Source organism: Mumia sp. (assembly GCF_028803055.1).
Classification (GTDB): domain Bacteria; phylum Actinomycetota; class Actinomycetes; order Propionibacteriales; family Nocardioidaceae; genus Mumia.
This window is the reverse complement of record NZ_JARBCJ010000002.1, coordinates 16,154-33,307: the sequence shown is the minus strand read 5'-3', so window position 1 is coordinate 33,307 and position 17,154 is coordinate 16,154. Positions and strand designations below refer to the sequence as shown.

Genomic DNA, 17,154 nt, shown 5'->3' with positions numbered 1-17,154 from the left:
CAGCACTCCTGCGCGCCCGAAACCGGGTGACCGGGACCCCGACGGAGAGGATCACCATGGCCGCGGACTCGTCGTTCGACATCGTGAGCAAGCTCGACCACGCCGAGATCGACAACGCGATCAACCAGGCCGCGCGCGAGATCGCGACCCGATACGACTTCAAGAACACCGGGGCCTCGATCGAGAAGAGCGGGCCGACAGGTCTTGTCATCAAGGCGAACGCCGACGAGCGCGCCCTCGCCGTCCTCGACGTCCTCAAGGACAAGCTCGTCAAGCGCGGCGTCTCGCTCAAGACGCTGGAGGCCGGCGACCCCAAGCAGTCCGGCAAGGAGTCGGTGATCAACGGCACCTTCTCCGAGGGCATCAGCCAGGAGCAGGCCAAGAAGGTGTCCAAGCTGATCCGCGACGAGGGCCCGAAGGGCGTCAAGGTGCAGATCCAGGGCGAGGAGCTCCGCGTCACGAGCAAGAAGCGGGACGACCTCCAGGAGGTCATCGCGCTGGTCAAGGGCGCCGACCTCGACTTCGCCGTGCAGGTCGTCAACTACCGCTAGGCGGCTCGTGCCGGAGCCTGGCAGCCTGCCTGGTCAGGTGGTCGCGCTCCGGCACGTTCGTCGAGGCCGCCGCAGCCTCCGCGTAGAGCCTCGCCGCGGCCGTACGGTCTCCGGCGCGCTCGTGCAGCCAGGCCGCCACCGCCGCTCGCCGAGGAACCTCGGCGGGCACGGGATCCAGCGCACGGAGTCCCTCGGCGGGGCCCTGGACCTCCCCGACGGCGACCGCGCGGTTCATCGCGACCACCGGTGAGGTGGTGTGCTCGAGGAGCTCGTCGTACCACTGGAGGATCTGGGGCCAGTCGGTCTCGTCGGCGGCCGCGGCGTCGCAGTGGAGCGCGGCGATCGCCGCCTGCGCCTGGTACTCGCCGACCTGCTGACGGGCGAGGGCGGTCTGGAGGATGTCGACCCCTTCGGCGATCCGCCGCGTGTCCCACCGCGAGCGGTCCTGCTCGGCGAGCGGCACGATCGAGCCGTCCACGGCCCACCGCGCGTCGCGACGCGCATGGTGCAGCAGCATCAGCGCGAGCAGGCCGGCCACCTCCGGGTCGTCGGTCGCCCGCGCCAGCATCCTCGTGAGCCGGATCGCCTCGGCAGCCAGGTCCACCGCGCCGGTGTAGCCCTCGTTGAAGATCAGGTAGAGGACCTTCAGCACGGCGCGCAGGTCACCTCTCGGCCCGACTCCCTCCTTGGCGACCGTCCGCTTGGCCCGGCTGATCCGCTGCGCCATCGTCGCCTCCGGCAGCAGGAACGCGCGCGCGATTTGGGCGGTGCTCAACCCGCCGACCGCACGCAGGGTCAGCGCCACCTGCGCGGGCCGGCCGAGAGCCGGGTGGCAGCAGAGGAAGAGCAGGCGCAGCGTGTCGTCGGTCTGCTCGGTCGGCCCCGGCGGCCGGTGGCCGACCACCCGCTCCTCCCGCGCGCGCCGTGCCGACGCCGCTCGGGCCGTGTCGAGATACTTGCGCCACGCGACGGTCACCAGCCAGCCGCGCGGGTCATCGGGCCACTCCCCCGGCCAGCGGCGTACGGCCTCGATCATCGCCTCCTGCACCGCGTCCTCCCCCGACGCGAAGTCAGCGCCGCGGCGGAGGAGGACACCGAGCACCTGCGGCATCAGGTCCCGAAGAAGCCGGTCCACGACATGCCGTCCGATGAGCCGCGGCGTGCTCAGTCGGTGACCATGGGGGGCATCTCGAGGAAGGGCCGGACCTCGATCCACTCGTTGATCGGCTCCCCGCGGGGACCCGGGGCCGACGAGAGGAAGGCTGCTGCCTCGTGAGCCCGCTCGACCGAATCGACGTCGATGACCATCCAGCCGGCGATGAGGTCCTTGCTCTCGGCGAACGGTCCGTCGGTCACCGGCGGACGTCCCTCTCCGTCGTGGCGGACGAACGTGCCCTCGGGCGACAGCGCCTGACCGTCGACGTACTCGCCACGCTCACCGAGCGTGTCGGCCACGTGCTCCATGAACGCGACGTGCGCCGACACCTCGTCCGGCGTCCACTGGTCCATGGGCGCGAACTCGTGCTCCGGCTTCGGTCCGCCCCGGTAGTGCTTGAGCAGCAGGTACTTCGCCATCGTCGTCTCCTTGTTCCATTCAACCGCGGCAGCGTTCTCGCTGCCGTCACTCCAGGGACGGAGCCGGCGCGCGCTTCTCGACATGATCACCGAGACCGGGTCAGGGAAGCGGGCCGAGAAGCAGCGTCGGAGCGACGGAGGTGGCGACGAGCGCGACGACGCCGACCACCACCACGGCGTACGCGATCGCCGTCCCCCGACCTTCGCGGACGGTGGCGCCGGACGCGGCGACCTCGCTCCGCAGCACCCGGCTCGCCGGCGCGAACGCGACCACGGCCAGCCGGAGGTAGTAGACGAGCCCCAACGCGACGTTGACGGCCATGACCGCGGCCAGCCACCCGTACCCGCTCACGATCACCGGCTGGAGCACGACGTACTTGGCGACCAGCCCGATCACCGCCGGCGGGAAGCCCGCCAGCGCGAGCAGGCCCATCAGCAGGGCCACCCCGAGAAGAGGATCACGCCGGGCGACCCCGGTGTAGTGGGCGTACGAGGTGCCGCCGAGCCGGCGTACGCCGACCGCCGCGACGGCGAAGACGGTGAGGTTGGCGACGGCGTAGACCGCGAGGTAGCGAAGCGGGGCCGTGAGCACGAGGTCCGAGCCGACGGCGACCGCGACCAGCGGGGCGAGGACGAACCCGCCCTGCGCGACGGACGACCACGCCAGCATCCCGACGATGTCGCGCTGCGCGAGCGCGCCGAGGTTGCCGACCGTCATCGACAGCGCCGCCACGACGGCGATGAAGACGTCCCACCGCGGTTGGAGAGCCACGAACGGATAGGCGAGCACCACGAGCAGGCCGGCGAGCGCGCCACCCTTGGACACCACCGAGAGGAACGCCGCCACCGGCACCGTCGCGCCCCGGTAGGCGTCGGGGATCCACAGGTGGAAGGGAACGGCGCCGACCTTGAACACCAGGCCGATCAGCACCAGGACCACGACGGCGGTGACGACCCGCAGCGGTGCGCGCTCGGCCTGGAGACCGACCAGCACGCCCTCGTAGGTGAGGGTGCCGGTGAGCCCGTAGAGCAGCGACAGGCCCATGAGCGTCACCGCGGTCGCGGTGGCCGACGCGAGGAAGAACGTCCAGGCCGAGGAGACCGCCTCACGCCGGTCGCGCTGCATGGCGACCAGCGCGATCGACGGGAGAGAGAGGAGCTCCAGCGCCACGACGAGCGTGACGAAGTCGCTCGCCGACGCCAGGGTCAGCGCCCCCGCCGTCGCACAGAGCATGAGGAAGACCGACTCGCCCGCCGGCATCATGGCGTCGTCCTCCAGGACCTGCGCGAGGACCACGACCGCAAGGGCGGACAGCAGGATCACCCACGAGAACCCGGCGACGATCGGCCCCGTCGACCCGGTCGACGCCAACCACGAGCCGGCCGCGGCCAGCGACGCCACGGCGATCGTCCCGGCGCGGCGCCATCGGCCGCCCGGCCAGAACGCATCGACGACCAGCGCCACGATCGCCCCGGCGGCGACCAGCAGCGGCACTCCCGCCGACGACCAGTCGATGAGCTGTGAGCCGGTCATCGGGTGCCTCCCAGGATGGCCGGGATGCTCGGCTCGACGACACCCATCACGATCCCGGGCGCGAGCCCGAGCAGCAGCACCGCCACCACCAGGACCGCCGCGATCCCCCGCTCGGACCCGTCGAGGTCGAGGTCGTGCTCGTGCGGCGTCGGCACGCCCTGGAGCGTACGGCGGACTATCCGTAGGAAGTAGGCGGAGGTGAGCAGGACGCCGAGCAGCGCGCCGACGAGGAGGACGGCCGCCAGTGCCGGCCCCAGCCCGGCATCACCGGCACCGGCGGAGGCCTCGTACGCCCCGCGCAGCGCCATCATCTCGCCCCAGAACCCGGCGAGACCGGGGAGACCGAGGCTGGCGAAGCAGGCGAAGCCCAGGACCACCGCAAGCGCCGGCATCCGGGCGTACAGGCCGCGCCCGAGCACCGCGATCTCCGCCGTCCCGAAGCGCCGCTTGAGGGATCCGGCGTTGAAGAACAGCAGCCCGGTCACGAGCCCGTGCGCCACGCTCGCGAACACCGCGGCGGCGACGCCGATCTCGGTCAGCGTCGCGATGCCGAGGACCACGAAGCCCATGTGCCCGACGCTGGAATAGGCGATCAGCCGCTTGAGGTCGGTCTGGCGCAGGCAGGCGAGGGCGGCGACGACGATGCCGACGACCCCGAGAGCGCCCAGCCACGGCGCCAGGTCGCGCGCGGGTCCGGGCAGGACGGAGACGAGGACACGCAGCAGCCCGTACGTCCCGAGCTTGAGGAAGACGGCCGCCAGGAGGACCGAGCCCACGGTCGGCGCCTTGGCGTGGGCGTCGGGGAGCCACAGGTGCAGCGGCCAGATCGGCGTCTTGACCGCGAGCCCCAGCGCGATCGTGCAGGCGGCGAACAGCGCCCACCCACCGTCGAGGACGTCGCCCCGCTCGGCCAGCTCCGGGATCTGCAGGGTGCCGGTCAGCGCCCAGACGGTCACGAAGCCGACGAGCATGAACGCCGAGCCGACGACCGTGTAGAGGAGGAACCGCGTCGCCGCGGTCCGGCGCCCGACCGGGTCGTGCGGGTCGCCCCAGCGGGCGATGACGAACCACATCGGGATCAGCGCGAGCTCGAAGAACACGAAGAACAGCAGGAGGTCGAGCGCCGCGAAGACGCCGACGGCCGCCGTCAGCACCACCATCACCAGGCCGACCAGACCGGGTGTCGCGTTGTCCCCCGCCGGCGGGTCGTCGACCAGCGCCCAGCACACCAGCGCCGAGATCAACGCCGTCATCAGCAGGAGAGGGAACGAGATGCCGTCCATCCCGAGGTGCAGGTGGATCCCCAGCGCACGGACCCAGACGAGGTCGATCTCGGCGGCGTAGCCGTCGCCGTCGTGGCCGATCCAGGTCACGAGGAGCAGCACCGCGACGACCAGCGACGTGGCGGTGCCGACGCGGGCGGCGACCAGGTCGGTGACCAGGCTCCGCGCGACGACCAGCAGGAGGGCCGCGACCGCGGGGACGGCGAGGGCGACCACCAGGCCGTTCATCGGACCACCACCAGCAGGGTCGCGAGGAGCACGCCGACGGCGAGCACGGTGACGTAGATCTGCGCGTTGCCCGTCTGGCTCCGGGTCAAGACGCGGGAGAGCTGCACGCTCAGCCAGGCCACGGCCCGCGGGTAGAAGCCGATGACGTCACGGTCGGTGGCCACGACCAGGTCGCCCGCCTCTCGAGCGGCGACCCCCGCACCGTCGTAGCCGACGTCCCACCCGAGCTCTCGCGTGAACGCCGGCCTGGCCGGTCCGAGCAGGTCGGCAGGGTCGCGCCCCGCGGCGAGCGCCTGGTACGCGAGCCACCCTGCCCCCGCGACGACCAGCGTGGTCACGAGACCCATGAGCAGGTCGAACGGCATCGCGAGACTCAGCAGCAGCGTCGCCGCCGCGAGGAGCACCAGAGGCCCGACCATGAGGGGCGGCGCCTCCCGGAGTGCTTGCGCGCGGGCCGCCCCAGCGCCGGCCGCCCCAGCGCCGGTGACCGTCGCGCCGTCGCCTCCCATGAACGTCATCCACCAGGCGCGGAAGGCGTACACGACCGTCACCGCCGCCGTCACCAGCCCGACCGCCAGCACCACGGCCGCGACCCCCGCCGACACCGGAGACTCGTGGCCCACGGCGTGCCAGGCCGACTCGAGCACGGCGTCCTTGCTGAAGAACCCGACCGTCGGCACGACGCCGGCGAGCGCGGCGAAGCCGATCGTCCCCGTGGCGAACGTCCACGGCATGGCCCCGCGCAGTCCGCCCATGTCGCGCAGCGCCGTCGAGCCGATCACGTGGGCCACCGAGCCCGCGACGAGGAAGAGCAGCGCCTTGAACGCGCCGTGGGACAGCAGGTGGTCGATGCCGGCGTCGTAGCCGCCGACGGCGAGGGCGGCGAACATGTAGGCCAGCTGGCTCACCGTCGACCACGCGAGCACCCGCTTGAGGTCGCCCGAGGTCAGCGCCAGCAGCGCGGCGAGGAGCATCGTGACGCAGGCGACCACCGCGAGGACCGTCATCGTCACCGCTGACTCCGCCATCACCGGGTACAGCCGGGCGACGAGGAAGACACCGGCCGCGACCATGGTCGCGGCATGGATGAGCGCGCTGATCGGCGTCGGGCCCGGCATCGCGTCGGCCAACCACGTGTGCAGCGGGAACTGGGCCGACTTGCCGACCACGGCGACGACGATCAGGAGTCCGATCGCGGTCAGGCCCGCAGGGGCGTCCGACGACGCCATCGCTGCGAGGACCTCGCTGATCTCGTACGTGCCGAAGGTGTGCCCGATCGCGAAGATGCCGACCAGCAGACCGAGGTCGCCGACGCGGGTGAGCAGGAACGCCTTCACCGCACCGGCCCGGGCGGGCGCGAGCTCCCAGTGGTGGCTGATCAGCAGGTACGAGCAGAGGCCCATGACCTCCCACCCGACGAGGAGCAGCCACAGGTTGTCGGCGACCACCACGATCGCCATGGCAACGAGGAACAGCTGGATGATCGTCGTGTACGAGCGGTAGCGGGGGTCTCCGGCGAGATAGGCCACCGAGTAGACCTGCACCATCAGGCCGACCCCGGCCGCGAGCAGCAGCATCACGGCGCTCAGGTGGTCGACGTAGAACGTCACCGAAACTCCGAGCAGGTCACCGCCGTCGACCAGGGTCGTCCGCTCGCCGGCCGGCGAGCCGTACGGGCCGGTGCGGTCACCCCGACGCGGGAATGCCACGATCGCGGCACAGAGCGCGAGAACCGCAGTGATCGCGACCGCCGACGACGAGTAGCGACGGGTCACAGCTCGTCACCGCCCTCGGCGAGCATGCTGGCCGGTGGCTCCTGAGCGTCGACGTCGGCGTTGCCGACCGCCCGGAAGAGCGCGAGGACGATCGCCAGCCCAAGACCGATCTCGGCGGCGGCCAGCGCGATCACGAAGAGGGTCAGCGACTGTCCCGTGTGCAGCGTGTCGGCCCACCAGGTGTCGAACGCCACGAGGTTGAGGCTGACCGCGTTGAGCATCAGCTCCACCCCGAGCAGGACCATGACGGCGTGCCGCCGGGCGAGGACGGCATAGATCCCGAGACCGAAGAGACCGCAGGAGACGGTCAGGGGCAGCATCAGCGACATCAGCGCGCCCCCTTGCGCGTCAGCACGATCGCGCCGACGAGCGCGGCGAGGAGCACCACCGACAGCACCTCGAACGGAAGCACCCAGGTCCGGAAGAGGGCGTCGCCGAGCCGCTCGGCCGTGCCGATCCGGATCTCGTCCTCGTCGATCACCTCACCGCCGAAGCCCGCCCACACGACGGCCCCGAGCCCGACCGTGACCGCGCCCGCGACCACGGCGGCGAGCGGCTGGTTGCGGGTCGCCGTCGCCGAGCCCGGACCTGAGGGCGCCCGCGTGAGCATCAGGGCGAACAGCAGCAGCACGACCACCGAGCCGATGTAGATCAGCACCTGCACCCAGGCGACCAGCTCGGCCGCCAGGAGGATGTAGAGGCCGGCGACTGCCCCGAGGGTCACCACGAGCCACAGCGCCGCGTGCACGATCTGGTCGCTGGTGACCACGAGGAACGCCGACACGAGGGTCACCACGCCCAGGGCGGCGAACACCACCGTCACCGCGGTCATGCGCCAGGCTCGGCTTCGCGCTCTGCCACCTTGTCTGCCTCGAGCCTCGCGGCCTCACGGTGGGCCGCCTTCTCCGCCACACCGATCTCCTTGGGCTGCTCCGCCGCAGGGTCGAGCGGCTGCGGCGGCGGTACGGTCCACATCCACTCGCGCAGTCGCTCCTTGTCGTGCGTCAGGTCACGGATGTCGAGCTCGGCGTACTCGAACTCGGGCGACCAGTGCAGCGCGTCGAAGGGGCAGACCTCGACGCAGATGCCGCAGTACATGCAGAGCGAGTAGTCGATGTCGAACCGGTCGAGCACGTTGAACGAGCGCTCACGCCCGCCCTCGTTGACCGGAGGCGCCGTCTCCTTGTGCGAGTCGATGTAGATGCACCACGCCGGGCACTCGCGGGCGCAGAGCATGCACGAGGTGCAGTTCTCCTCCTGCAGCGCGATCACCCCTCGGCTGCGGGGCGGCAGGGCCGGGAGCACGTCGGGGTACTGCTGGGTGACCGCCCGTCGGGTCAGGTTGTGCCACGTCACCCTCAGGCCCCTCACGAGGCCGCTCCCCGTCACCGCACGTCGCACGCCGCTCATGCCAGGACCACCACCGTCGTCAGAGCGAGCTGCCCGAGGGCGAGCGGGACCAGGATCTTCCACGCCAGCGCATTGAGCTGGTCCTCACGCATCCGCGGCCACGCGACCCGGAACCACACCACGAGGAATGCCACCACCATCGTCTTGAGAAGGACCCACAACCAGCCGAGCTCGTCCGAGGACGGTCCTCGCCACCCGCCGAGGAACAGGGTCGCCGTGAGCGCGGAGAGCACGACGATCCCGGCGTACTCGGCGAGCAGGAACATCGCGAACCGCATGCCTCCGTACTCGGTGTAGGGCCCGAGGACGAGCTCCGCGTCGGCGATCGGCATGTCGAACGGCGGCCGCTGGAGCTCGGCGAGCCCTGCGACGACGAAGACCACCAGAGCCGGCAGCTGCCACAGCAGCCAGGACCACTCCCAGGCCTGGGCGATGCCGACGAGCGACAGGGAGCCGGCCATCATCGCCGCCGACACCGCCGCGAGCACCATCGGGAGCTCATAGCTCATCAGCTGGGAGGCGGTCCGGAGCCCACCGAGCAGGGAGTACTTGTTGGCGCTCGCCCAGCCGCCCATGAGGGTGCCGAGCACGCCGATGCTCATCACCGCGAGGGCGAAGAAGAGGCCCAGGTCGAGGTCGGCCCCCACCGCGCTCGGCCCGAGCGGGATCACGAACAGCACCACCAGGTACGGGACGAGCGCGACACCGGGTGCCAGCGCGAACACCGGTCGGTCCGCGGCGCTCGGGGTCACCGCCTCCTTCTGGACGAACTTCACACCGTCGGCGACCAGCTGGGCCCATCCGTGGAAGCCACCGGCGTACATCGGTCCGACCCGCGACTGCATGTGCGCCATCGTCTTGTGCTCGAGCTGCCCGACCGCCAGCGGGAGCACGAGGAATGCAGCGAGCACGACCACGCACCGCAGCGCCACGTCGAGGACCTCAGCCATCGGTGCCCCCGTCCTCGGCCGCCGGCGGAGGTGTCGCTCGGCGGGACCGGCGTGGGCGGGAAGCACCGGCCGCCGGGCCTGCGGTCGCGTGAGCGAGGGGATCGGGCGTCGGGGTGCCCGGCGGCCTCGGCCCCCACTGCTCGGGGTCCGGCACACCGGGAGGACGGGTCCGGCGACGCCCTGGCGACGACTCGGCCGCCGACACGTCGTGGTCGGACTCGCCGGGCTCCTTGGCGCCCGGCCACGGCTTGACCACCCGGGAGGCGAGCACGAACTCCTTGCGCAACGGGTGGCCCTCGAAGGCGTCAGGCAGCAGGAGCGTCTCGAGGGCGACACCGTCACGGAAGTCGATGCCGAACATCTCGTGGGTCTCGCGCTCGTGCCAGGCGGCACCGGCGTACGCGCCGACCAGGGAGTCGAGGACCGGGTCCGCGCGCGGCACGGTGGTCTGGACCAGGACGTCCCGCACCGCCGTGCGGCCGACACCGGGCGACAGCGCCACCAGGTGGCACACCACCCGCAGGCCGCCGGCGAGCTCGGGCTCGTCCGCGTACGGGCTGGGGCTACCCGCCTCGTCGACCGCGCTGAGCCAGTCGAACTAGTGGCACCCCGCGCGGTCTCGCAGCGCGAGCACGATCGATCGCCACCACCCCGAGGGGACGGTCAGCGCGAGCCCCCCGAGCTCCTCGGTGGCGGTGACGCGGTCACCGCCGATCACCCGGCCGAGGTCGAGCACGTCGGAGGTCCAGGTCATCGGCGACTAGCCGTCCTGCTCAGGCGTGACCGGCGGCCGCAGCAGCGACGAGAGCGAGCGGCGCAGTCCTGTCCGGCCGTAGCGCTGCGCGAGGTCTTCGCCGGCGATCTTGTCCTGAAGGGTGACGATCCCCTGGAGGAGGGCCTCCGGCCGCGGCGGACAGCCGGGGACGTACACGTCGACCGGGATGATCTGGTCGACGCCCTTGGTGACGCAGTACGAGTCCCAGTAGGGGCCGCCGGAGTTGGCGCACGACCCGAAGGAGATGACGTACTTGGGGTCGGGCATCTGCGCGTAGAGCCGCTCGATCGCCGGCGCCATCTTGTCGGTCACCGTGCCCGAGACGACCATGAGGTCGGCCTGCCGGGGACCGGGGGCGAAGGGGATGACCCCGAGGCGGATGAAGTCGTGACGGGCCATCGACGCCGCGATGAACTCGATCGCGCAGCACGCCAGCCCGAAGTTGAAGACCCACAGCGAGTAGCGACGCCCCCAGTTGAGCAGATAGCGCACGGGCCGAGGCGCCAGCGCGGATCCGACGCCGAGGTCGACCTCGCCCAGCCTCTCCATGGACGGGCTCTGCAGAGTAGGGCTCTGCAACGTAGGGACGCCGAGGTCGACCGCACCCTTGGTCACGTCCACGACAGCACCCCCGTGCGCCATGCATAGACGAGGCCGACGGCGATGAAGCCGAGGAACACCGCCATCTCCACCGCGGCCGCCCACCCGATGGACGCGAACACGACCGCCCACGGGAAGAGGAACACCGCGTCGACGGCGAAGATGACGTAGAGGAACGCGTAGACGTAGTAGCGCACGTTGCTCTGCGCCCACCCGGTGCCGACGGGGTCCACGCCGGACTCGTACGTCAGCAGCTTGGCCGGATCGGGCAGCGCGGGACGGAACAGCCGGTTGGCCCCGAGCATGCCTGCGGCCAGAGCCACGCCGACCCCGATGATCGCGGCGACCGACGCGTACGTCACCAGGTAGTCGGGGTAGTCGGACATGCGCCTGAGTCTAGGGGGTCGCCGCCGGGCTGCGTGCGGAGCGCGACGGCTCACCGGGGTGGGTCCGCGACCGACCTCCGGACCACGGGAGAGAGCGAGCCGCCCACCCGTCACACTGGGGCGCATGTCACCCCTCCTCCGGCCGCTCGGCCTGGTCGCGTGCGCGAGCCTCGTCCTCGGCACCGTCGCTCCGGCGGTCGCCGCACCCCCGGATCTCGGCGCGCGGGACGCCGCATCCGAGACCGCGCCTCCGGCGGTGCGCGAGGCTGCACGCCCGCGCGCGGCGGGCCTGATCATCACCTACGCCGACGGCGCACGTCCGTCGGCGACGGTCTCCCGCGCGGCCGTCGAGGCAGAGGGCCCGGACACGTCCGGGACCACCACGCCGGTCGCCGAGGGCGTGGACTCGCTGGCATTCTCCGAGCCGGTGAGCCTCGCTGCGGCGCAGGAGGCGGCCACCGAGCTCGAGGACCTCCCCGGTGTCGCGTCTGTCGAGCCCGACGTCCTGGTGACCACGGCCGCTCCGCCAGCCCTCAACGACACCGACTGGAACAAGCAGTGGGGCATCCATGAGGCGTACGGGTCGCAGGCCTACACCGCATGGCCGGTCACGACCGGCCGGGTCGTCGTGGGGGTGGTCGACACCGGCCAGAGCAAGCACCCCGATCTCGACGGCAAGATGGTCTCGGGGATGGACTTCATCTCCTCGAAGCAGATCGCCCGCGACGGGCACGGCCGGGACTCCAACCCTCGCGACGAGGGCGACTGGGTCACGGGGACCGAGGGGTGTGGCGCCGCCTCCCCGAGCTCGTGGCACGGCACGCACGTGGCCGGCATCATCGGCGCCCGTGCCAACAACCGCACAGGAGTCGCGGGCAACGCACCGGGAGTCCGCATCCAGCACCTGCGCATCCTCGGGCGCTGCGGGGGCGCCACCTCCGACATCGCCGCCGCGATCACGTGGGGCTCGGGCGGCACGATTCCCAAGCTGCCGCGCAACCGGACTCCCGCGAAGGTGCTCAACCTGTCGCTGTCCGGACGTGCCGACTTCTGCCCGACCGCCCTCCGCAAGGCGATCGCCGGTGCACGGACCCGGGGCACCGTCGTCGTCGTGGCGGCCGGCAACGACTCCATGAACGCGCGGCTCTTCACGCCGGCGAACTGTCCCGGCGTCGTCACGGTGGGCGCGACGAACCGGCTCGGTCAGGCGGCCGGCGGGTTCGTCCAGACCGCGTGGGTCCCCTACCCCAACTACGGCCCCTCCCTCGACCTCTCCGCCCCCGGCGGCGACCTCGTCAAGGGCGACTCCATCCTCTCCACGGTCAACACCGGCGCCAAGGGGCCTGCCCGCCCGGGATGGGCTGAGCAGTCGGGCACGAGCATGGCGGCACCTGCAGTGTCCGCCGCCGCCGCACTGATCGCGTCGCACGGCTCCTATCCCGCCTCGACGATCGAGGGCGCGCTGCGGTGGGCGGTCAAGCCCTTCCCGCAGCTCTCCAACGGTCGAGCCAACTGCGCGCCGTCCAGGTGCGGGCGCGGCATCCTGGACGTCTCCCGTCTCTCGTTGGCGACGGCGGCGCCGGTGGCGAGCGGCAGGGCGGCTCTCGGCCAGACCCTCACGACGACACGCGGCACCTGGACCAGCGCCCCGACCGCCTACAGCTATCGCTGGGTGCGCAACGGCCGCGCCATCCCCGGCGCCTACGGCACGTCGTACCGGATCAGGCCGGCCGACGGCGGGGCGCTGATCCAGTCGCAGGTCGCGGGCCGCAAGGGCGCCGGCTCCCCAGCCCTCTGGCGCAGCTCCAACGGCTTTCGCGTCCCGAAGATCGCGACCGCCGTACGCCTGAAGGCCACGCCGAAGAAGACGCGGTACGGCCGTACCGGCTCGAGGCTCGTGGCCCGGGTCTCGGTCGCCGCGGGCTCCGTCCGAGGCAAGGTCGTCTTCCGAGACGGCACCAAGAAGATCAAGGCCGTGAAGGTGAAGAACGGCAAGGCGGTGCTCAAGCTCTCGCCGAAGAAGCTCAAGCGCGGCAAGCACGCGATCACCGCCACGTACGTCGCGGCACACCCGGCCTTCAAGCGGGCGAAGTCCCGGCCGGTCACGCTGCGGGTCCGCTAGCAGGCACCGGCCGGCAGAGAGGGCGGGGACACGACCAGTGTCCCCGCCCTCTCCTACGCTCGGGCCATGAGTGAGCAGAGCACGACGCCGGACCCCATCATGCAGCGCATCGCGGTGGCGATGTCGCTCGGTCAGCGCGACGACCGAGACGGAGCGCGGGCCGCGCTGCGGGAGGTGTGGGACGAGCTGGGAGAGGACGGTGACTCGTTCCACCGGTGCGTCGTCGCGCACTTCCTCGCCGACGTCACCGCCGACGCGGAGGAGGAGCTGGTCTGGGACCTGCGTGCGCTCGCCGCAGCGCGCGAGACGAGCGACGAGCGGGCGAAGGCCCATCACGCGTCGCTGACGATCGCCGGGTTCTTCCCCTCCTTGCACCTCAACCTCGCCGACGTGCTGCGCCGGCTCGGCCGCTTCGACGAGGCGGCCGAGCACGCGGAGTCGGCCTCGGCCCGGATCGACGTGCTCCCCGAGGACGACTACGGGACCGGCCTGCACGAGGCGCTCGTCGAGGTCACGGCGATGATCGCCGCCCGCGACACCACGGCCCGGGACTCGGCGCCGGGCGCGTGAGGACGGCGCCGTCGGACGGCAGGGCTCAGGCGCGGGCGAGCGGCAAGCCTCGGTCGACCAGCTCGCCACGAAGGTCCTCGGGAGTGGTGAACGGGATGGCGTCCATCCCAGCGACCCCGGCGGCGAGGATGTTGCGCGGTGAGTCGTCGGTGAAGACGACCCCGTCGAGAGGGCGGCCGAGCCGCTCGGCCAGGACCTCGAAGATCCGAGGGTCCGGCTTCGCGCAGCCCTCCTCGCCGGACACGACGATGTCGTCGAAGGCCTCGAGCACCTCGAAGCGCGCTCGTGCATGGCCGAAGAGCTCCGCCGACCAGTTCGTCAGAGCGACCAGCGGCACCCCGGCGTCGCGGAGCTCCTGCACGATCGCGACGGACCCCTCGATCTCGCCGACGAGGGAAGCCTCGAAGTTCACGCGATAGGCGGTGATCTCGTCGGCGTAGTGCGGGAACGCTCCGCGCGCGACCCGCTCGGCCTCCTCCCACGGACGGCCCTCGTCCTGGAGGTGGTTCCACGCCAGGAAGTCGAACTCGGGATCACCGAGGAAGGCCATCGCGCGCTCGTCCCCCACGCTCGCGGCCACCGCGGGGACCGGGTCCCAGCGGACGAGGACATTGCCGATGTCGAAGACCACAGGATCAGCTGCCATGCGTCCACGCTAACGAGCCGTGCCCCACAACGAGGGTGGCGGCCGGGCGCCGATGCCCCCTAGGGTCGGGTCGTTCGGCACATCTCGGGCAGAGGGGGGCCGGGCACTCAACGAGGAGGCTCGTCCAGTGTCACGAAAGTCAATGAGGACCATCGCCGCCGCGGTCGCGATCGCGGCGCTCGGCCTCGCCGGCACAGCTCCGGCGAACGCCGTCCCCAACAACAACTCGGTCAAGAAGCTCACCAAGGCCGTCACTGTCGAAGGCGTCCTCGATCACCTCGAGGCCTTGCAGGACATCGCCGACGAGTACGGAGACCGGGCCTCTGGCCGCCCGGGCTACGACGCCTCGGTGGACTACGTCGTCTCCCAGCTCGAAGGCGCCGGCTACGACCCTGTCGTCCAGGAGTTCACCTTCGACTACAGCGAGGAGAACTCGGAGCTGGCCAGGGTGAGCCCGGACCCGCGGACGTTCGTCGACGAGAGGGACTTCCTCCGCAACAGCTTCGACACCGGCACGCCCGAAGGCACCGCGACCGGCCCGCTGGTCCCTGTCGGCGTCGTGGTGCCGGCGGCGGACCTCCCGCCGAACAGCAACACGAGTGGTTGCGAGGCGAGCGACTTCGCCGACTTCCCCGAGGGCGGCATCGCCCTGGTGCAGCGCGGCACGTGCGGGTTCACCGTGAAGGTCCTCAACGCCCAGGCGGCCGGCGCGGCCGGCGTCGTGGTGATGAACGAGGGCCAGCCGGGCCGTACCGGCCTGGTCGGCATGATCGGTGACGCGACCGGCCTGACGATCCCCGCAGTCTTCGCGACGTCGGCCGCCGGCGAGGATCTCGCGGCGACGCCTGGCGCCACCGTGACCGTCACCGTCGACTACCTGTCCGAGGAGCGGACGACCTACAACGTCGTCGCCGAGACCAAGCAGGGCGACGACGACAACACGGTGATGGTGGGCGCCCACCTCGACGGCGTCCAGGCGGGTGCCGGGATCAACGACAACGGCACCGGCAGCGCTGCGCTGCTCGAGACCGCGATCCAGATGCAGAAGGTCAAGCCCAGCAACACCGTGCGCTTCGCCTGGTGGGGAGCTGAGGAGTCCGGTCTGCTGGGGTCCGAGCACTACGTCGAGGCCCTCACCGCCGACGAGGCCGACGACATCGCGCTCTACCTGAACTTCGACATGATCGGCTCCCCGAACTACATGTTCGGCATCTACGACGGCGACAACTCCGGTGGCACCGCTGCCCCCGGCTTCATCCCGGAGGGCTCGGCGCAGATCGAGGACGTGTTCGAGAAGTTCTACGCAGACCGCGGCATCCCCTCGCAGGACACGGAGTTCTCCGGGCGGTCCGACTACGGCCCGTTCATCGCGGTCGGCATCCCGGCGGGCGGCCTGTTCACCGGGGCGGAGGGGGTGAAGACCCCGGCGGAGGCCGAGCTGTACGGCGGCGTCGCCGGCGCGTCGTACGACCCGTGCTACCACGCCGCCTGCGACAACCTCCGGGGCGACGGCCGGGACGAGGCGCTGTACGACCAGCTCGAGGAGGACTACACGCTGGTCGGCAACGTCAACGAGTACGCGCTCGACGTGAACGCCGACGCGCTCGCCGCGGCGACGATCACGTTCGCGTTCGACACCTCGACGGTCAACGGGGTCCGCAAGCCCGGGAAGTCGCACGGCGCAGGCAAGAGCAAGGACGCGTTCAAGAACCGCTTCGCGCGGTAGGCGACGCACTGCACTGCACTGCACTGCCCGGGGCCTCGCGGTCCCGGGCAGTGCTGCGTCCAGACCGGCTCCGTCGCGCGCGTGGCACAGTGGACGGACCCCGGTAGACATGCCCGGGATCTGACCTGGAACGGTGTTCCAGATTCCCTCCCCTTACTCTGGCAGGTGTGGCTAACCTGCTCACCGGGGGCACCACCTCAGAGACGACGCACAGAAGGGCCGGGCCTTGGCGAGCGAGAGCAAGCGGGTCGAAAAGCTGGACCGGGTGGTCATCCGGTTCGCCGGAGACTCCGGCGACGGGATGCAGCTGACGGGTGACCGGTTCACCCAGGAGACCGCGGCCTTCGGCAACGATCTCTCCACCCTCCCGAACTTCCCCGCGGAGATCCGCGCACCTCAGGGCACGCTGCCGGGCGTCAGCTCGTTCCAGGTCCACTTCGCCGACCACGACATCCTCACCCCCGGCGACCGGCCGGACGTCCTGGTCGCGATGAACCCCGCGGCGCTCGCGGCCAACATCGACGCGCTGCGCCCCGGCGGCATCGTCATCGTCGACAGCCACGACTTCACCAAGCGCAACCTGGCCAAGGCCGGCTACGAGGTCTCGCCGCTCGACGACGACAGCCTCGCCGACTACCAGGTGCACGCGCTGGACCTCACCGGCATGACCGTCGGCGCCGTCGCCGGCTTCGGGCTCGGACGCAAGGACGCAGCGCGCTCCAAGAACATGTTCGCGCTCGGCCTGGTCTCCTGGATGTACGGCCGCCCGACCGACTCGACGCTGGCGTACCTCGAGACCAAGTTCGCGGCCAAGCCCGCGATCCGCGACGCCAACGTCGCCGCCTTCAAGGCCGGCTGGTACTTCGGTGAGACGACCGAGGCGTTCGCGGTCTCGTACGAGATCGCCCCGGCGCGGATGGACAGCGGCCGCTACCGCAACATCACGGGCAACACCGCACTGGCGTACGGCATCGTCGCCGCGGGTCAGCGCTCCGGACTGCCCGTCTTCCTCGGCGCCTACCC

At 71.4% G+C, this 17,154-nt stretch carries 17 protein-coding genes and 2 pseudogenes; 5 read left to right on the top strand and 14 right to left on the bottom strand.

Annotated features, from left to right (window positions below):
- Nucleotides 1-56 precede the first annotated feature (56 nt).
- Nucleotides 57-551, top strand: coding sequence for a YajQ family cyclic di-GMP-binding protein (locus tag PV363_RS00505; RefSeq protein WP_301021461.1), 495 nt, complete (start codon nt 57-59; stop codon nt 549-551).
- Here the strand turns inward: PV363_RS00505 and PV363_RS00500 are convergent.
- The 13 genes and pseudogenes from PV363_RS00500 to PV363_RS00440 form a co-directional block, all read right to left on the bottom strand.
- Nucleotides 538-1,686: a DUF6596 domain-containing protein gene (locus PV363_RS00500; RefSeq protein WP_301021460.1), complete on the bottom strand. Its 1,149-nt coding sequence runs from the start codon at nt 1,684-1,686 to the stop codon at nt 538-540. The two genes, PV363_RS00505 and PV363_RS00500, sit on opposite strands and share 14 nt — an antisense overlap.
- Nucleotides 1,687-1,715: 29 nt before the next feature.
- Nucleotides 1,716-2,126: a YciI family protein gene (locus PV363_RS00495; RefSeq protein WP_220342101.1), complete on the bottom strand. Its 411-nt coding sequence runs from the start codon at nt 2,124-2,126 to the stop codon at nt 1,716-1,718.
- 100 nt (nt 2,127-2,226) lie between these two features.
- Nucleotides 2,227-3,660, bottom strand: a complete 1,434-nt coding sequence (locus PV363_RS00490) for an NADH-quinone oxidoreductase subunit N (RefSeq protein WP_301021459.1) — start codon at nt 3,658-3,660, stop codon at nt 2,227-2,229.
- On the bottom strand, nt 3,657-5,171 hold the full coding sequence (locus PV363_RS00485) for an NADH-quinone oxidoreductase subunit M (protein ID WP_301021458.1): 1,515 nt from the start codon (nt 5,169-5,171) through the stop codon (nt 3,657-3,659). Before PV363_RS00485 ends, PV363_RS00490 begins: the two co-directional genes overlap by 4 nt.
- On the bottom strand, nt 5,168-6,946 hold the full coding sequence (locus PV363_RS00480) for an NADH-quinone oxidoreductase subunit L (protein ID WP_301021457.1): 1,779 nt from the start codon (nt 6,944-6,946) through the stop codon (nt 5,168-5,170). The genes PV363_RS00485 and PV363_RS00480 overlap by 4 nt, the downstream gene beginning before the upstream one ends.
- The gene (gene nuoK / locus PV363_RS00475) at nt 6,943-7,275 is read right to left on the bottom strand and encodes an NADH-quinone oxidoreductase subunit NuoK (RefSeq protein ID WP_220342105.1); all 333 of its coding nucleotides are present in this window, start codon (nt 7,273-7,275) and stop codon (nt 6,943-6,945) included. The genes PV363_RS00480 and nuoK overlap by 4 nt, the downstream gene beginning before the upstream one ends.
- Entirely contained in the window at nt 7,275-7,778 is a 504-nt protein-coding gene (locus PV363_RS00470; RefSeq protein WP_220342106.1) for an NADH-quinone oxidoreductase subunit J, read from the bottom strand. Before PV363_RS00470 ends, nuoK begins: the two co-directional genes overlap by 1 nt.
- 206 nt (nt 7,779-7,984) lie before the next feature.
- Nucleotides 7,985-8,218, bottom strand: a pseudogene (locus PV363_RS00465) (4Fe-4S binding protein); the annotation flags it as partial.
- Between the two features lie 134 nt (nt 8,219-8,352).
- Nucleotides 8,353-9,306 (bottom strand): NADH-quinone oxidoreductase subunit NuoH, encoded by a 954-nt coding sequence (nuoH, locus tag PV363_RS00460; RefSeq protein WP_220364928.1) that lies wholly within the window; start codon nt 9,304-9,306, stop codon nt 8,353-8,355.
- A pseudogene (locus tag PV363_RS00455) lies at nt 9,299-9,883 on the bottom strand (NADH-quinone oxidoreductase subunit C); the annotation flags it as partial. The pseudogene PV363_RS00455 and the gene nuoH, both read right to left, overlap by 8 nt.
- Before the next feature lie 21 nt (nt 9,884-9,904).
- Nucleotides 9,905-10,060 (bottom strand): hypothetical protein, encoded by a 156-nt coding sequence (locus PV363_RS00450; protein ID WP_301021456.1) that lies wholly within the window; start codon nt 10,058-10,060, stop codon nt 9,905-9,907.
- A 6-nt stretch (nt 10,061-10,066) separates the two neighbouring features.
- Nucleotides 10,067-10,630: an NADH-quinone oxidoreductase subunit B gene (locus PV363_RS00445; RefSeq protein ID WP_220342537.1), complete on the bottom strand. Its 564-nt coding sequence runs from the start codon at nt 10,628-10,630 to the stop codon at nt 10,067-10,069.
- Between the two features lie 62 nt (nt 10,631-10,692).
- Nucleotides 10,693-11,067 carry an NADH-quinone oxidoreductase subunit A gene (locus PV363_RS00440; protein ID WP_220342110.1) on the bottom strand — a complete coding sequence of 125 codons (375 nt, stop codon included), beginning with the start codon at nt 11,065-11,067 and terminating at the stop codon, nt 10,693-10,695.
- Between the two features lie 124 nt (nt 11,068-11,191).
- Between PV363_RS00440 and PV363_RS00435 the strand changes: the two genes are divergently transcribed.
- Nucleotides 11,192-13,189, top strand: coding sequence for a S8 family serine peptidase (locus tag PV363_RS00435; RefSeq protein ID WP_220364927.1), 1,998 nt, complete (start codon nt 11,192-11,194; stop codon nt 13,187-13,189).
- Between the two features lie 66 nt (nt 13,190-13,255).
- Nucleotides 13,256-13,759 carry a hypothetical protein gene (locus PV363_RS00430; RefSeq protein ID WP_220345346.1) on the top strand — a complete coding sequence of 168 codons (504 nt, stop codon included), beginning with the start codon at nt 13,256-13,258 and terminating at the stop codon, nt 13,757-13,759.
- A 25-nt stretch (nt 13,760-13,784) separates the two neighbouring features.
- Here the strand turns inward: PV363_RS00430 and PV363_RS00425 are convergent, their stop codons facing one another.
- Nucleotides 13,785-14,405, bottom strand: a complete 621-nt coding sequence (locus tag PV363_RS00425) for an HAD family phosphatase (protein WP_220345347.1) — start codon at nt 14,403-14,405, stop codon at nt 13,785-13,787.
- Between the two features lie 142 nt (nt 14,406-14,547).
- Between PV363_RS00425 and PV363_RS00420 the strand changes: the two genes are divergently transcribed.
- Nucleotides 14,548-16,131, top strand: a complete 1,584-nt coding sequence (locus PV363_RS00420; RefSeq protein WP_301021455.1) for a M20/M25/M40 family metallo-hydrolase — start codon at nt 14,548-14,550, stop codon at nt 16,129-16,131.
- A gap of 226 nt (nt 16,132-16,357) precedes the next feature.
- Nucleotides 16,358-17,154 (top strand): 2-oxoacid:acceptor oxidoreductase family protein (locus PV363_RS00415; RefSeq protein WP_301021453.1); only part of this gene is annotated, 797 nt, incomplete at its 3' end.